The following is a 17141-nucleotide window of genomic DNA, read 5'->3' on the forward strand; positions in this document are numbered from 1 at the left end:
ATTCCTCCTAAAAGCTTTACGAAGTAAAGCTATCTTCGTAAGCATATTCTTAGCTTTACGAAGTAAAGATCGCTCCGTAAGCATATCCCTAGCTTTACGAAGTAAACCTAACTTCGTAAGCACCATTCTAGCTATTCCGATCTTGATCATCTTAAATATAATTTATAATCCCTCCAAGTTCAACGGGAATAAATACGCATACAAAAATAGCCCTGCGAATACGCAGGACTCATCCATTTTAATAGTTATTAACGTTAAGGCTGGTTCTCCGATTGAATATCACGTGTAACATCCAATAATGTGATGTTATCGTAGTGGCGTTCAAGAGCCAATTCCCCACCGCTATAAATTCGTTCCATAACCTCTTGTATATGTTCGGATACCACGCAGGTTGACTCTCCACCTCCGGAACACCAACTCGGTTGTAATGAACCCCGTGCAAGAAGACGATACAAGTCGCCAAGCGTCACCTTCGAACTATCAGCATTCAGCAGATAGCCTCCGCCAACACCTTCCTTGGTCGTTACATAACCTTGTTTCCGAAGTAAGCCGAGCACTTTACGGACACGCGCAGGATGCGTACATACACTCTTAGCAATCTCATCACTATTAGCCATGTGGTCTTTCTTTAAGCTAAGAAGGGTTAAACAATGGACGGCAATATTGAATTCACTATTCATTTCATCGCTCCCTCTCATCTGTAATTATATGCATAACAGTTTTTGGATGTCAAGCTTCCAATTTTGGAAATACCCTTTTTAATGAATGATTTCTTAATCTTTACTAAACCTTGAAATTGAATGTGGTAATCCATGTGCTATAATATTTGTAACTGACAGATGATCAAGTTAAGTACAACGGGATTGATCATTCGTAAATAGTATACTAATTATAGAGAGGGGTTCTAAAACGTGCCTCATATCAGTCCCTCATATCTTCAAATTGGTACTACGCTTGGGACTATTCTCATTGCGTTACTTACCATTTTCATTCGACTTAAAGCAAGTAGTTCACCCGTCACAATTAAGAAAATTCTTATTCCACCTTTAGGTATGTCTACAGGATTTCTCATGTTTGTTGCACCGTTTACACATATTCCTTTGTGGTGGGCTGCTCTCGCTTTTGTAATAGGCTGGTTTCTGTTCTCTTACCCTCTCATCCGAAGCACTCATTTCAAGACTGTCGACGGTCAAGTCTACGCCGAGCGCTCTCGAAGCTTCATTGTTATCTTGTTTGCATTACTTATAGTACGTACGTTGCTTCACCAAATTATTGAACAGTATGTTTCCATTGCCCAGACTGGCGCTTTATTCTTCCTATTAGCATTTGGAATGATTGTTCGTTGGCGCTTATTCATGTATAAGGAATACAAACACATCCTTCAAGCCAATGACAACATGAAATAACGTTAATCCTCAGAAAGTAAGCACTTCGAACAATGTACAGCCCAAGTATTTTATGGTATATTTAAGCTATTCTTAAGAAGAATACTTACAGTGTTTCTTCGGAATTATAAGACGTGTTGTATGAAGTGAAACTTATACTTTTTTACATTTAAAATGAATTATTATCTAACCAAAAGGCAATGCTACCTATACCTAAAGGTACAACCTCGGCTGCTTCTCAGTCCTGTGTTGTACCTTTTTTTGTATGAGGAAAATGAGGAGGAGATTATTATGTTATTAGAGGCTATCTATCATCGCCCGAAACAAAACTGGTGTTATGCTTATGACGGGAAGACACTCCATATTAGAATTCGTACCAAGAGAAACGATGTCACCTCTATAGAAGCAATGACCGGCGATAAATATGCTTGGGACCGTACGGTTACATATGTTCCGATGTCGATCCTATCGTCTGATGAATTTTTTGATTACTGGGAATGCGAGGTTGTCCCTCCGTACCGTCGTTTAAGATATGGTTTCTTGTTACAAAAGGATGATCAGAAAGTATGGATGACGGAATTCGCTTTCTTGAATGAAGAACCGAGCGATCCCAATCGAATGTTCGACTTTCCTTATATCAATATGATTGATGTGTTCAAAACCCCTGATTGGGTCAAAGATGCAGTATTCTATCAGATATTCCCCGAACGGTTCGCCAATGGAGATCCAAGTATTGACCCTCCAGGTACGTTACCATGGGGTGGACAACCGCAAAGAGATAATTTCTTTGGCGGCGATTTACAAGGTGTTATCGATCACATAGATCATCTTAGTAACCTAGGCATCAATGCACTCTACTTCACCCCATTATTTACTGCCACAACCAATCATAAATACGATACTGAAGATTATCTTCAGATTGATTCCCAATTCGGTGATATCAACTTATTGAAGAAATTAGTGGCCCTCTGTCATGAGCGTGGAATTCGTGTCATTATGGACGCCGTATTTAACCATTCTGGCAGAACATTTGCACCGTTCGTTGATGTCCAGAAGAACGGAGAAGCTTCACGTTACAAGGATTGGTTCCATATTTCCAAGTTCCCTATTCGTGTTGAGGACGGTATTCCAACGTATGAGACTTTCGCTTTTGAACCCTTGATGCCGAAACTTAACACGGAGAATCCAGAAGTTAAAGCCTATCTTCTTCATGTCGCAGAATATTGGATTAAAGAAGTTGATATCGACGGATGGAGACTAGATGTAGCTAATGAAGTGGATCACCAGTTCTGGAGAGAATTCAGACAAGTGATTAAGAAGGCCAAACCAGACGCGTATATTCTAGGGGAGATATGGCATGATTCCTACAATTGGCTACAAGGTGATCAATTTGATGCCGTCATGAACTATCCATTCACTAATGCTACACTCGACTTCTTCGTAGAAGGCTCGACAGATGCAGAACAATTCTCACAAGCCATTGGCAAACAGATAGCCCTTTACCCGCGTCAAGCAAATGAAGTTGCCTTCAACTTACTCGACAGCCATGATACAGCGCGTCTAATCACACTATGTAAAGACGACAAACGCAAAATGAAGCTCGCTGTGCTATTCCTATTCACATATACAGGCACCCCATGTATATATTACGGTGATGAAGTTGGAATAACAGGTGCGCATGATCCAGACTGCCGTAAGTGTATGGAATGGGACCCTGCGAAGCAAGACCATGACCTATTCACGTTCTACCAAGAACTGATTAAGTTGCGCTTGGATCACAGCGCTCTGCGTACAGGTACACTCACATTCCTGTCCTCTCAATCAGGAAGTACTACACTAGCTTACTCGCGCGAGGATGAGAAGGATAAATTTATTATTCTCATGAATAACGACAGTAAGCAGCAGTCCATCGAGATATCTTTAGCGGAGACTCAATTAGAGGATATTCACACAGGAAAAGCCTATTTGATAAAGAATGGTGCACTGAACGTAGAATTATCTCCATTTAGCTCAATGATGTTTAAAGTTATTTAAGAGTAGCTTCCTATAACCTTATTAGTATTACAATGAGGCTTATACTTTCTGATAATTTAACAAAGCGGCTAAGGATATTAATCCTTAGCCGCTTGTCCATTTTCAAACCTCAAATTGGGTATCTGCACCATTCACATCATGTTTTAAATTTCACCAATACATGCTTAAATGTCTCTGACATCTCTTCAAGTCTACTCGATAAACCCACCAACTGTTCACTTACAACATACTGCTGTGAAGACATGGAAGCTACCTCCTCCGTCGAAGCACTCGTCTCCTCCACTACTGCACTAATAGAAGAAATAGACACTGATAAAAGCTGTTGCGATTCGATTAACTCTTTAACAGCAATGGAAGAGTTATCAATCTCAGTGAGAAACTCATCCATTTGCTGTTTCACATTCTGAAACATAGTAGATGCTTCCTTAACGGACACCATTTGCTCAGCCAACACAGGTGAAACGGCATTTAAGGATGCTGTGGTGTGTTCAATTCCACGTCTGATCTCGTCCGTTATTTCAGCTACCGTTTGTATGGATTGCTTCGAACTGTCTGCGAGATTTCTAATTTCATTAGCCACCACCATAAATCCTCGTCCTGCTTCACCCGCTCTAGCTGCCTCAATCGTAGCATTCATGGATAGAATATTGGTTTGCTGAGTCAAGTTACTCATAAGTTCCAATATTTTTTGTATAGAGGCTGTGCTTTTCTTTAATCCCTCTGCCTGACTAACAATCGTTCTATTCATATCCACGATAACATCCGTTTTATGTACTAACTGATCCATATAATCCGACCCTTGTCCACTTACTTGTAATACGCGGTGCGCTGATTGTTCCATAGCATAATTGGAAGTGGATACTTTATGGATTTTCTCAGCGATATGTTCTGCCAACACACTCTCACTTTCGGCTTCCATGGCCAGATTAGAGGCTCCTACAGCAATTTCTCGCGAGGCATCCGCAATCTCCCCAGCTGATAAAGACGTGCTCTTCGAGACTTGCGTTAACTCATCCGCAGTCTCCAATACCTCTTGAGCCGAACGATTCGTCTGATCTACAAGCATTCCTATCTGATGCATCATTTGATTAAAACTAGAACCTAATCGACCGATCTCATCCTCACTTTGGAAAGTGGTGCGCACCTGAAGATTACCTTGCTCCCCCTCCTCCATTAAGTTGCACAATTTCGCAAGTGGTCTACCTACATTCAAGAAGACATAATATCCAATGAATAACGCAAATATCACTGCCAAGAGGATCACGATCAAAGTAACATACAGCAACTGATTCGTACCTTTTACGAAATCGCTAATAGGAGCATAACCCATCATGGTCCATTTGGTTGTTTTCAATGTTTTGTATACAACTAGTTGCTCTATGCCTTCCTCATCATCCGCTGTAAATGTTGTTTCACCTCCTGCACTTTCCTTATTAATGTGAATAAAAGACTGCGATTCTAGAAGATTATTATCTTTCGCATGAACAATTCTATTACTGTCTGTTATGACTTCAACTTGACCGCTTACTCCAATTTGGAGATTTGCTAGCATTTCTGTGATGGACTTCTCCTTGATTTCAAACAACAATATATATTCCGCCTCGGGATGATTCATATTTCGAAGCAATCTTCCCATGGTGAGCGCGGGTTCAGCATACGAATTGAAAAATCCTTTCTTACTTGTCGGGAACCATACAATCTTACCCTTCGCATCCTCGATCTCTTTCATTTTCGCTTGAATATCATCATCTGTACGAACACCAGGAATACCAGAAGATTTATAGGAATCAACTTCTACTAAGCTCTCTTTCACTAAGCGAACACCTAGAAGCCTACTATCAGACCCCGAAATCGAACTCAGTTTGCTACGGACTTTTTCTTCTGAATTATGCCTTTGTAAAGTTCCAATTTCAGCTTGATCGATGCTCTCTAAATTTCGCTTCAGTTCCGAATCTACAGCCAGTTGTTTGGATAACGATTCATATTGGAGGAATAGGAAATCAAGTTTATCGGCAGCTTGAACAATAGCCTGTAAGGACGCCAAGGAGACCTCATCTTTAATAATCCCTTTAGATAATTGATAAGAAGAAAGGCCAAGTATTGTAGACAATCCAACAATGGCACAGAACATGATTACGAATAATTTCATTCCAATCGATTTAAAACGGAGAAAATGTATTTTACTATGTATTTTATTCATGAATATTTCTCCCCTTTCGTCGTTCTTCATGATGATGTTCCAAATAAAAGAATGGTACAGCCCTCTTGTGCGAGAGTTGTACCAAGTTATCATATTACTAATGTTTAGAACCTCAAATTCTTATGTTACTCATGATTTAGTGTGTTATTAGTCGGCTGTGTCTTAACCCTTACTCGCTCCGGACGTCAAACCCTCCACAAGAAGACGCTGAAGGAACATGAACAGAATCGTAATTGGCACGGCGATCAGAACTGCACCTGCTGCGAACATTGTGAAATTTGAATTCGTGTTCGTACTCACCATATCATACAGCCCCACAGCCACTGTCCATTTCTCCTTAGACCGCAGTACCATCTTCGCAAAGATAAAGTCAACCCACGGACCAACGAATTGCGTTAGCGCCATATAAGTGAGCATGGGCCGAGAAAGTGGCAGAATGATTCGGGTGAATATCCTGAAATTACTTGCTCCATCGATCCTGGCCGCTTCATCCAATGATCTTGGGATCGTATCCAGGAATCCTTTAGCTATAAAGGTTCCCCCAAGCGGAGCACCTGCTGCGTACACAATAATTAATGCAAGATGTGTATCAAGCAAATGGAACTCTTTAAGAAGTAAATAAATGGCAATCATACTCATAAATCCAGGGAACATCCCCAGAATCAATACCGTTGAGAGCGCCGTCTGCCGTCCGCGGAATCGAAAGCGTGATACGGCATAGCTGGTTAACAATGTGAGGACAATACCGATCAACATAGAAATGATCGAAATTTTCAACGTATTCATGTACCAGCTACCAAACATGTAACTCTTGGATGTAAATAATTCTCTATAGTGTTCCAGTGTAAAACTACTAGGAATCAGTGACTTACTATACAGAGATTTACCAGGTCGAACGGAACCCAAAATGACCCATAACGCTGGATACACGGAACCAATCACCATGATAATGAGAATGATATAACTTAGCGTCAAACTCAAGGATTTTTTCACTTTTCGTCCACTCATTGGATCATATCCTCCTCTTTAAATGACTTCGTTCTGCGGTAGTTATAGATTGAGAACGAGGCGACAATTAGGAAAATAATGATCCCCACAGCAGAAGCCATATTGTATTTGTTCTGATCTAACGTTAACTTGTACAACCAAGTGACGAGCAGATCGGTTGCTCCTGCATATTGGTAATCCCCCACTACAGGATTTCCACTTGTTAGCAAGTAAATTGCGCTAAAGTTATTGATATTTCCAGCAAATTGCGCAATCAGTGTTGGCGCTGTTGTGAACAATATCATGGGCAGGGTAACGATTCGAAACTTCTGATAATTATTTGCCCCATCTACCTCAGCTGCTTCATACATATCCCGTGGAATCGTAGTCAATACCCCCATAATTAATATCATAGAGACTGGAATACCAACCCACATATTGACGACAATAACCGTAACCTTGGCCCAGAAAGGATCAGTCAACCATGGAAGTCCACCAAATCCGAAATATCCGAGATACTGATTAACCGGCCCGAATTGACCGTTAAACATATTTCTCATCACAAGCAGCGAAATAAGCTGCGGAATAGCATAAGGAATAATTAAAATCGTTCTCCACAAACCCTTAAATTTGATTCCCTTTTGGTTAATAAGTAACGCTACGAGCAGGCCTCCAAAATAAGTAGTTACCGTGGATAGAACGGCCCAAATAATGGTCCAGGTCAGAACTCCATAGAACGTGTGGCTCCACGTTTTGAGTGAAACTAAATCTCTAAATGTATCAAATCCTACCCAATCTATCAGCTTAGCTGGTGGGATGTGATTAGGTGCAGAGTAATTCGTAAATGCCAGCATAACCATAAAGATGATGGGCATAACCGTGAAGAATAGAATACCTATTGCCGGTAAAGTCAAAAAGGCTTGCGCGAATTTATAATCCAGAACATACCGAATGGACTGTTTGAAACTGTTCGGTTGGATTCCCTTTTCTCTTTTCTCCGCAGTTTTACGCGCGTCTCTTACATTCATGATATAAATAATGACAAAAATAATTAAAAGTAAAATGGTTATCAAGCTTTGGATTAGAATAAAGATCGAGTGATCTCCTTCCATCCACTTACCGTTGACTCTCATTCTTGGTGTATCTCCAAGTGTTACAATGCCCCACAAAGATCTACCTAGATTACTACTGAAATAGATGATCGCATACGCCTCAATTAGCAGATATATGAGGCCTTTTATAAACTGGCGGTTATATATTTGTCCCAGTCCCATGCTTATAAGCGACAGTATTGTGGCTTTGTTGCGATATCGGTCCACGAGCTTTCTCCTCTCCCTAGAAAACCGAGGAATTACCCGCCGCATGATGCGACGGGCACTTCAAACTGTTATCCCTCGAGCAGTCTATCCTAATTTACTTCGTTGCACCGCCATTTAAGTCTTTAATTTGTTGTACTGCCTTATCCATCGCTTCTTTCGGATCTTTACCGTTATCCCAAATTTCCGGGAAAGCTGCATTTACAGGACTCCATACATTTCCCATTTCAGGAATGGTAGGCATAGGTTGAGAATTGATAACTTGTTGAGCAAAACCTGATACAAACGGATCATTCTTAATCTGATCAGATGCCAATGCTTCATTGTTTGTCGGTATAGAACCCACTTTTTCATTCAGAAGAAGTTGTGCTTCCTTAGTGGATGCGAACTCAGCGAACAATTGTGCCGCATTAGGATACTGCGTAAAAGAGTTAACGTACCAAGCTTTAATACCAGACAATGAAATGGCAGGTTTGCCATCAATCGTTGGAATAGGTGCAATTCCAAGCTTATCTCCTAGCGCTTTTTTGTAACCTGCAAGTTCCCAAGGACCCGTAATATCCATGGCTACATCACCAGCGTTGAATAAGCTACGTTTAATATCTGGCGTAATATCAGCGCTCTTAATAGGGAGTGCTGCTTTTAGTTTCACATACGTTTGTAATCCTGCAAGAGCTCCAGCCGAATTGATTCCAATGTCATCTTTGTTCGTACCATTATCACCGAAAATATATCCACCTCCGGTAGCAATAAACGGATAGTTGAAATACAGGTTACCTGGTTCCCACATAATTCCGTATCTGTTCTTCGATTTATCTGTGAACGTTTTGCTGAATTCGATAACATCATCGAATGATTTCGGAGCTTCCTTTACAAGCTCTTTATTATAAAAAAGTGCATAGGTTTCAGCTGCTCTTGGGTAACCGTACAACTCACCCTTAAAAGTGACCCCTTGAATGGATGCTGGTGTATTGTTAGCTATTGTTTCTTTAGCTAGGGCTTCATTCGTTAGCAACAAACCCGCTTCTGCCGCTCTACCCAAGTTGTCATGCGGGAACATTACAATATCGGCACCTAATCCTGAAGGACCATCTTGAGTCAATTTCGTAACTTGATCTGTTGCTGCTACTTCTTCAACTTTGACAGGAATGCTATATTTCTCTTCAAATTGCTTTGCCATTTCATCTGTGAATGTTCTCTCTTCCTTACTTTCCCAAACAATCAGTGTAGCGCCCTCTTCTGGTTGAAGCTCAACTACCTCCTCTGGAGAAACAACTGGTTCTACCGTCGTATTGGTACTTGGAGCAGGCTCCGCATTTTTACTCGGTGCATTGTTGGAACCACAGGCCGTAATTGAGAAAACCATGGTTAAGGCAGCAACTAACGTCATTACTTTGTTTATTTTCATTCTTAAATTAACCCCTCTCTAATTGGTCTAACGTTAACCTTACGTAAAACTAAGACTATGCGCAAACGATTTCACAAATTCACTAATTCCCCCGCTTAAAAATGTGATTATCTAGCTGTTAATCTTAATGCGAGTTATGTAAGCGCTTAATTCATGGGTTTATCATACACAAAATAATTTGTTTTGTAAAAACGTTTGCACATGCTGATTTTACCTATATTATTCTAATTCCAATACAATACCCCTCTAAATCATTGTTTCTTACAAAATAACACAGTATTCCTTCCATTTACTTCAAAATGACTGATGCGTATGGGGAAATGACTAAGTAATTAGAGTTAATATTTGTATTTTGATCTGTTGATTTTAAAATTTCAGTGTATTTATGCTCTTCTCCTTCTCGATCAAGCACAATTCGCTGCTCCTCAGACGATACATTATGCACAATAAGAACTTCTTCAGAGTTCGTACGTCGGATATACGATACGATTTGTGCATTTCCTGTATCATAATATTGGATATTCCCATCATGAAGTGCTGCAATTTCATTTCTCCATCTCAGCATCTCCTGATAATGAGCCAATAAAGAATTCTTCTCGCTCAATTGTGATTCAACGCTTGCCATATGTGCTCCAGAGTTAAGAATAGGTTCTTCCCACGTTGTTTGACCCTTACCTTTCACTCCATCCTTGTGCCAGATCATTGGTTCGCGGATTTGTTCATCCGGCTTCGCACCTAACATACCGATCTCTTCACCGTAATAAATAAACGGGTTTCCTGGCAACGTCAGCAGAATAGAAGCAGCCATCTTCGCATGATCCATATTACTATCCAGTTGACTCATCACTCGGTTCTGATCATGATTTGTCAAAAACACGGCATCAACAAATTCTCCCTCTGATTTAGCATGGAATAATTTATTAGTCCGCTCTAGCGTAAATGCCATATTGTTGTCTCGTTCATTCTTCACAATGCTAATGATCGATTCAGCGAGACTGAAGTTGAACCCTGAATCGAAGGCTTTATCCAAATAAGGTGCCACGGAAGTAACTGAATTCTCCCATACTTCTCCTACGATGTAGGCTTCAGCATTAATTTCATTCATACTACTTCGAAATTCTTGCCACCAAGCAACATTCTTTGCTTCAACTTCCTTGTTTTTATCTGTTATTAGATCTTCAAAAATATGTTTTGCTGCATCCAGTCGAAACCCATCAATTCCTAACTTCAACCAATACTGACCAACATCTTTCATTTCTTTTCGTACAGCAGCATTGTCGAAATTAAGATCAGGCATACCATCCCAGAACCCCGCCATATAGTGAGCGCCATTCATTTCATACCAAGGATTAGTACCTGATGCCGCACTCGTTCCACTCGGATCCCGATTCTGATCTTCAGCCCATACATACCAATCTCTATAAGAGCTAAGCTTGCTATCTGCAGATTGCTTGAACCACGGATGTTCCCTACTTGTGTGATTAACAACCAGATCCATAATGACTTTAATACCACGTTTGTGCGCTTCATCGATCAACATTGTCATATCTTCCATTGTCCCGTAATCAGGATTGATACTTCTATAATCGGTTACATCATATCCATGATAGCTTGGAGAAGGTTGAATCGGCATAAGCCATATCCCACCTACACCAAGGTCATCTTTCGTAGATGGGTTCCCATCATTCAAATAATCAAGTTTCTCAATTACGCCGCGTAAATCGCCAATACCATCACCATCTGAATCATAGAAGGAGCGAACAAAAATCTCATAATAGACTGTTGAGGGTTGCTCATCCATGAGATCCCCTGACGCTGAATCAGCTGGTGACTTATTCTGTGTTTTTGTAAGGGGTAAAGAAGTATTTTGTTTGTTCTGTTCTGTTTGTGTTACATTAACATTATCGTTATTACAACCTGCCAATAACGATCCGAGCAGCATCATTCCCATAAATCCAATAGAGAGATGTTTGGTTTGTCTGGGTGATTTTAAATTATCCATCAGAAAATCCTCCTTCACTCGTAAAATTTGGTACTTTACGGTTATTATCATAACGAAGGAATCTTTATAGTCCAAACGTCAATACTTCCATATTTCGTAAAATCCGTTGATTTAGAGAAGATAATATAGGTTCTGTCTTCTTATTTCTTCACTTTTTAACTTTTCAAACCAATTCGTTCTTATTTTTGTTATAATCATGTTCATCATGACAGGTTTGTCATTTACAAGCCGTTAACATTAGATTAAGATATCAATTGTAAAAATAAATAACTCGTTTGTTTGATTACACTTATTTACGCAAACGGTATCATCCGGGAGGTTATTATGTCTGTAACGATTAAAGATGTTGCTAAAAAAGCTGGCGTCTCTCCCTCTACGGTGTCCCGCGTGCTATCAAATCACCCTAGGATTAGTCGTGAAACTTCTCGTAAAGTAAAGATTATTCTAGAGGAAATGGGATATCACCCAAATATCATGGCTCAGAGCCTAGTATCCAAAACAACAAATAGCATTTGCGTGATTCTTCCTAAGTCTGCTGAAGAGTTATTCTTGAATTCATTTTTCATGGAATTAGTCCGAGGTATCGTGACACAAGCTAACCGTTCTGGTTATGATGTCGTGCTTAGTTCTGGAGGAAGTGAGCAAGAGGAAATCGATGTTGTATCCCGCTTAATTAATGGGAAAAGAGTCGATGGTGCCATACTTCTCTATTCGCGTAAAGATGATTCTGTTGTTGAATTTCTGCAAAGCAATAATCACCCTTTCGTCTTAATTGGGCGAAGTGATAAATATCCCAATTTACTATCAGTCGATAATGATAATGTTCAGGCCGCTTATGATGCTACCAAGCATATGATTTCCTTCGGGCATAAACGAATTGGATTCGTCAGCGGACCACCTAATCATGTACTTTCAGTAGATCGACTTAAGGGATATCAAAGAGCTCTTGAAGAAAGTGGAATTGAAATGCGCAAGGACTGGATTGTTGAAGGAGAATTTCTTCAAGAAAGTGGATACCGGGCTATGTCATTCTTTATGAATTTACCCGAACGCCCTACGGCCTTAGTTGTGGTAGACGATATTGTATCATTTGGTGTACTACGCGGCTTACATGAACTTGGATATAAAGTGCCTGATGATCTAAGTATTGTTAGCTTTAATAATATATCAATTGCAGAACTCTCTAATCCACCATTAAGCAGTATCGATATTGGTATATATAATCTTGGGTATACTGCTTCACAAGCATTAATCCAATCGATTCAACATCAGGGAGAGCCACAATTTCAGAAAAGACACATTATCCCACATCGGCTCGTAGTACGGGAGTCTTCTATGATTTCTGTGGTTGATCAAACTCACCAAATTTAGGCATACTAGAGATGAAGCAATTCCTTGCTTCAGTTATATTGAACAAAATAATACCACTGAAGCAAGTTCTTGCATCAGTTATATTGAACGAAGTAATACCACTGAAGCAAGGAATTGCGTCAGTTATATTGTTCAAAGTAATATACCTGAAGCAAGCCATTGCTTCATATATTTTTAAAAGTAGTACAAACGTTTGCACAAATAAGGAGGAACCCATTATGAACGCTACACATTCACCTATACAAGCATGTTTATTTGACCTAGACGGCGTACTTGTTGATACTGCCAAGTATCATTTCTTAGCTTGGAAACGGCTCGCCGATGAATTAGGATTTGAGTTTACTGAGAAAGATAATGAAAGATTGAAGGGCGTTAGCCGTATGGCTTCCTTAGATATCTTACTTGAAGTTGGTAACGTTCAACTCGATGAAGCAAGCAAGATTGCACTCGCTGAAAAGAAGAACACCTGGTACGTAGACTACATTTCATCCATGGATGATTCCGAAATCTTACCCGGTTCCCTCTCCTTTCTTAAAGAGCTGAAACAATATGGGATTAAAGTAGCGTTAGGTTCCGCTAGTAAAAATGCCATGATGATATTAAATAATACCAACTTAGTTCCCTACTTCGACGTCATTATTGACGGAACCACAACATCCAATGCCAAACCCGATCCTGAAGTGTTCATACTGGGAGCAAAAGGCGTTCAAGTATCTCCAGAGTATTGTGTTGTATTCGAGGATGCTGAAGCTGGTATTGAAGCTGCAACCCGTGCAGGCATGCGCAGTATCGGCATTGGATCACAAGGAACACTTACTCAAGCAGAACACGTAGTATCTTCACTTGCAGAAATGTCTGTTGAGAAATTACAACGTATCATGACTAGACATTAATCATATACACACATTACTTAAATCATACTTCTAAAAGGAGACGATTCATGTGAAACAATATTTACAACTGGATCCTTGGAACATTATTGAAGAAGGATTCGATCCTCATCATCATGAAATATCAGAAAGTGTTTTCAGTATTGGTAACGGCTATATGGGACAACGAGCTAATTTTGAGGAAGTCTACAGTGGATCCTCCCTTCAAGGTAGTTATATGGCTGGTGTATATTATCCCGATAAAACACGTGTAGGATGGTGGAAGAATGGCTATCCAGAATACTTCGCCAAAGTATTAAACGCCACCAACTGGATTGGGATTAACGTCCTTATTGACGGTGAAACTCTTGATCTAGCTGTATGCAAGGTTAAAGACTTCGTACGTGTACTTAATATGAAAGAAGGAACCCTTTCTCGTAGCTTTATTGCCGAGACGCCAGAAGGGAAAATCGTAAAAATTGAAGCCTTGCGCTTCATTAGCATTGCTCACAAAGAAATTGGAGCGATTCGATACGCAGTAACGGCACTGAATTTCAGTGGTTCACTTTCCCTGACTCCATACTTAGATGGCGATGTATCTAACAAAGACTCGAATTATGATGAAAAGTTCTGGTTAGAAGTGTTCAAAGAAGTTACTCCAGAGGATGCTGCGCTAACGATCAAGACGAAGAAACTCGACTTCCACATCACATCGGTTATGGCCTATAACCTACTCAAGAATGGCGAACTTATTACTGTAACACCTGAAATGATCCATCAAGATAAATATGTAGCTCATCAGTTACAACTCGAGGTACAAGAGAATGATCAGATCGTCCTCTACAAATATGTTGCGAATGTCACTTCTCGCGATCATGATTGTGATCAGTTATTAACAGTAGGACGTTCACTTCTTACTTCGGCAATGGAGCTAGGATTCGAAACGCTCCTTCATGAACATCTTACTGCGTGGGATGTGAAATGGCGTGAAAGTGACATTGTCATCGAAGGAGACGTAGCTGCACAACAAGCGATTCGTTTTAACATTTTCCAGCTTAATCAGACCTACACTGGCGAAGATGACCGTCTTAACATTGGACCCAAAGGATTTACAGGAGAGAAATATGGCGGAAGTACGTATTGGGACACCGAAGCTTATTGCCTTCCCTTCTATCTCAGTACAGCAGATGCATCCATTGCGCGTAATCTCTTGATCTATCGTTACAAGCACCTTGAGAAAGCAAAAGAAAATGCAAGGAAGCTTGGCTTCAGTAAAGGTGCACTATTCCCTATGGTGACCATGAACGGAGAAGAATGTCATAACGAATGGGAAATTACTTTTGAAGAAATCCACCGTAACGGTGCTATCGCTTATGCTATTTATAATTATGTTAATTATACTGGGGATACGGCCTACCTGGGTCAATATGGTCTTGAAGTCCTTGCTGAAATTTCGCGATTCTGGGAAGAACGTGTCAATTATGTTCCTGCCAAAGATCAATATATGATGTTAGGTGTTACTGGCCCTAATGAATACGAGAATAACGTCAATAACAACTGGTATACGAATAGCATGGCAGTCTGGACAATGAAATACACCCTAGAAGTCCTGAATAATCTACACAAGAATGAACCATCATTATACGATGATCTTATTGCGAAGCTACATCTTACAGCAGATGAAACGACCAAATGGAGCGATATCATCTCCAAAATGTACTACCCGCATGATGAAGAACGTCAAATATTCTTACAACAGGATGGATTCTTAGATAAAGATCTAACACCTGTGAAAGAACTAGACCCTTCCAATTTACCATTGAATCAACAATGGTCTTGGGATCGTATCCTTCGTTCTGCGTATATTAAACAAGCAGATGTACTACAAGGAATTTTCACACTAAGAGACCAGTTCGATCTAGATACCGTCAAACGTAACTTTGATTTCTATGAACCACTTACGGTACATGAATCTTCCCTTTCCCCTTGTGTACATTCCATTCTGGCTTGCGAGTTGGGGTACAAAGAAAAGGCTTATGAAATGTATCTACGTACTTCTCGTCTAGATCTAGACAATTATAACAACGATACCGAAGATGGGTGTCACACAACAAGTATGGCAGGAACTTGGATGTCTGTTGTACAAGGTTTTGGAGGCTTACGTGTTCAGAATGGCGTGCTAAGCTTGAATCCATTCAACCCTGGACATTGGAAATCATTCTCTTTCAAAGTGATGTTCCGGAACTCACGTCTTAAAGTTACTGTTGGTGAGCACGATGTAACTGTCAGCAATGAGACCGAAGCATCTATCAACGTCAATGTATACGGAAGTAATTATACCGTTAACGGACTGAGTCAGATCAAAGTCAGCCTATAGTCATACAAAAAGACCCCACTACCTTACCATAGGTGTGGGGTCCTCATTTATGTATTCTTCTTTTCTAATGTTTCACTATGCTGAACTCTGTGCTAAATCACCATACCAAGGGGTGGGCGCTCAGAAGGCTTCCCGAATAAATATCCTTGGGCCAAATGAATACCTGCGTTTTTACAAAATTGAAAATCTTCATATCGTTCTATTCCCTCAGCCAATACCTGACCATTAAATTGAATTGCCGCTTCCGTTATTCGAGTGATTTCCCGTTGCTTGATCGGATCTTGATCACAGTGGTCAATAAGGCTACGGTCAATCTTGACGTAGTCAGGCTTCAAATCTGACATCAGCTCCACTGTAGAATAGCCAGATCCCACATCATCTAATGCAACAGACATGCCCTTCTCTCGATAAAGATCAAAAATACGTAATAATTGCGGTATATGTTCTATATTCTCCGTTTCTACTACTTCAAAAACAAAATCGTTGGGATCCAAATTCAAACGATCAATCGTCTCAAATGTTTCACTTATACAATACTTCGGATTATTTATGGTTGAAGGTAAGAAGTTAATAAATCTTTTGAAACCATTTGGGACCCATAGTGCACTAGTCTTGATGGCGGTAATCTGTGCTGCACGATCCAACAAAGAATGTAATCCTGTCTCCCGGGCTACCTCAAACAACTGATAAGGTTGAAAAGAACAATCTCCATGTGCAGGTCGCAACAAAAATTCAAATCCCATGATTTGTTCATTCGTATCTACAATGGGTTGCATGTGGCTAGCGAATTTCTCAAATCTAATAATATCCACAACACTTTGATTTTCCACCCTAGCCTCCATCTGAATTACTGGGATCCACGGACTATAGACAGCACGTTCCCCTAATCCCGTTATAGAGATTTTCATGTAAGTTCGGTCATACTTTGGAAGTATTCGTAAACAATGCAACAGATTGAGTATCTCCTCTTTCTTTCTGTAAGATACCACCGTACAATCAGCGATAACTTCCGCACCCATTCCTTGTTCCAGTAAGCTATTCATAAGTGTTGTATTAACGGGCTTGATCCGTACGATTCCTTGATTTTCTATTGGTTGTTTGAGGGTACCTCCGCTGCAACTCATGAACATCCTCCTTGCATATATTGACGAAAAATGTTGAATTCATTATAACATGCCAACCAGATATTAGG

At 40.2% G+C, this 17141-nt stretch carries 12 protein-coding genes; 5 read left to right on the forward strand and 7 right to left on the reverse strand.

Annotated features, from left to right (window positions below; translation table 11 throughout):
• Positions 1-254 precede the first annotated feature (254 nt).
• Positions 255-680, reverse strand: a complete 426-nt coding sequence (locus BW961_RS21245) for an Rrf2 family transcriptional regulator (protein WP_068591999.1) — start codon at positions 678-680, stop codon at positions 255-257.
• Between the two features lie 231 nt (positions 681-911).
• Here BW961_RS21245 and BW961_RS21250 point away from each other — a divergent pair, with 231 nt between their 5' ends.
• Together BW961_RS21250 and BW961_RS21255 are read left to right on the forward strand one after the other, a co-directional pair.
• Positions 912-1406 (forward strand): CcdC family protein, encoded by a 495-nt coding sequence (locus tag BW961_RS21250; protein WP_068592001.1) that lies wholly within the window; start codon positions 912-914, stop codon positions 1404-1406.
• 270 nt (positions 1407-1676) lie between these two features.
• On the forward strand, positions 1677-3419 hold the full coding sequence (locus BW961_RS21255) for an alpha-glycosidase (protein ID WP_068592003.1): 1743 nt from the start codon (positions 1677-1679) through the stop codon (positions 3417-3419).
• Between the two features lie 136 nt (positions 3420-3555).
• Here BW961_RS21255 and BW961_RS21260 read toward each other — a convergent pair whose 3' ends face one another.
• The 5 genes from BW961_RS21260 to BW961_RS21280 form a co-directional block, all read right to left on the reverse strand.
• Positions 3556-5619, reverse strand: a complete 2064-nt coding sequence (locus BW961_RS21260; protein ID WP_068592005.1) for a methyl-accepting chemotaxis protein — start codon at positions 5617-5619, stop codon at positions 3556-3558.
• 162 nt (positions 5620-5781) lie between these two features.
• The gene (locus BW961_RS21265) at positions 5782-6627 is read right to left on the reverse strand and encodes a sugar ABC transporter permease (RefSeq protein ID WP_068592006.1); all 846 of its coding nucleotides are present in this window, start codon (positions 6625-6627) and stop codon (positions 5782-5784) included.
• A complete protein-coding gene (locus tag BW961_RS21270; RefSeq protein ID WP_068592008.1) occupies positions 6624-7925 on the reverse strand; it encodes a sugar ABC transporter permease in 1302 nt (433 codons plus the stop codon). The genes BW961_RS21265 and BW961_RS21270 overlap by 4 nt, the downstream gene beginning before the upstream one ends.
• A 94-nt stretch (positions 7926-8019) precedes the next feature.
• Positions 8020-9330 carry a sugar ABC transporter substrate-binding protein gene (locus BW961_RS21275; protein WP_068592010.1) on the reverse strand — a complete coding sequence of 437 codons (1311 nt, stop codon included), beginning with the start codon at positions 9328-9330 and terminating at the stop codon, positions 8020-8022.
• Positions 9331-9619: 289 nt separating this feature from the next.
• Complete coding sequence (locus BW961_RS21280; RefSeq protein WP_244556016.1) at positions 9620-11332, reverse strand: alpha-amylase family glycosyl hydrolase; 1713 nt, start codon at positions 11330-11332, stop codon at positions 9620-9622.
• Positions 11333-11656: 324 nt separating this feature from the next.
• Between BW961_RS21280 and BW961_RS21285 the strand changes: the two genes are divergently transcribed.
• From BW961_RS21285 to BW961_RS21295, 3 genes are all read left to right on the forward strand, one after another.
• Positions 11657-12703, forward strand: a complete 1047-nt coding sequence (locus BW961_RS21285) for a LacI family DNA-binding transcriptional regulator (protein ID WP_068592012.1) — start codon at positions 11657-11659, stop codon at positions 12701-12703.
• 218 nt (positions 12704-12921) lie between these two features.
• Positions 12922-13596: a beta-phosphoglucomutase gene (gene pgmB / locus BW961_RS21290; protein WP_068592014.1), complete on the forward strand. Its 675-nt coding sequence runs from the start codon at positions 12922-12924 to the stop codon at positions 13594-13596.
• A 49-nt stretch (positions 13597-13645) separates the two neighbouring features.
• Positions 13646-15949 (forward strand): glycoside hydrolase family 65 protein, encoded by a 2304-nt coding sequence (locus BW961_RS21295; protein ID WP_068592015.1) that lies wholly within the window; start codon positions 13646-13648, stop codon positions 15947-15949.
• Between the two features lie 92 nt (positions 15950-16041).
• Here BW961_RS21295 and BW961_RS21300 read toward each other — a convergent pair whose 3' ends face one another.
• Positions 16042-17073: an EAL domain-containing protein gene (locus BW961_RS21300; RefSeq protein ID WP_068592017.1), complete on the reverse strand. Its 1032-nt coding sequence runs from the start codon at positions 17071-17073 to the stop codon at positions 16042-16044.
• Positions 17074-17141 lie beyond the last annotated feature (68 nt).

This window comes from Paenibacillus macquariensis, assembly GCF_900156375.1.
Classification (GTDB): domain Bacteria; phylum Bacillota; class Bacilli; order Paenibacillales; family Paenibacillaceae; genus Paenibacillus_AQ; species Paenibacillus_AQ macquariensis.

Coding starts and splice junctions, on each gene's coding strand:
- BW961_RS21245 (WP_068591999.1), bottom strand. CDS start 680: ATGAATAGTGAATTCAATATTGCCGTCCATTGTTTAACCCTTCTTAGC.
- BW961_RS21255 (WP_068592003.1), top strand. CDS start 1,677: ATGTTATTAGAGGCTATCTATCATCGCCCGAAACAAAACTGGTGTTAT.
- BW961_RS21260 (WP_068592005.1), bottom strand. CDS start 5,619: ATGAATAAAATACATAGTAAAATACATTTTCTCCGTTTTAAATCGATT.
- BW961_RS21265 (WP_068592006.1), bottom strand. CDS start 6,627: ATGAGTGGACGAAAAGTGAAAAAATCCTTGAGTTTGACGCTAAGTTAT.
- BW961_RS21275 (WP_068592010.1), bottom strand. CDS start 9,330: ATGAAAATAAACAAAGTAATGACGTTAGTTGCTGCCTTAACCATGGTT.
- BW961_RS21280 (WP_244556016.1), bottom strand. CDS start 11,332: ATGGATAATTTAAAATCACCCAGACAAACCAAACATCTCTCTATTGGA.
- BW961_RS21285 (WP_068592012.1), top strand. CDS start 11,657: ATGTCTGTAACGATTAAAGATGTTGCTAAAAAAGCTGGCGTCTCTCCC.
- pgmB (WP_068592014.1), top strand. CDS start 12,922: ATGAACGCTACACATTCACCTATACAAGCATGTTTATTTGACCTAGAC.
- BW961_RS21300 (WP_068592017.1), bottom strand. CDS start 17,073: ATGAGTTGCAGCGGAGGTACCCTCAAACAACCAATAGAAAATCAAGGA.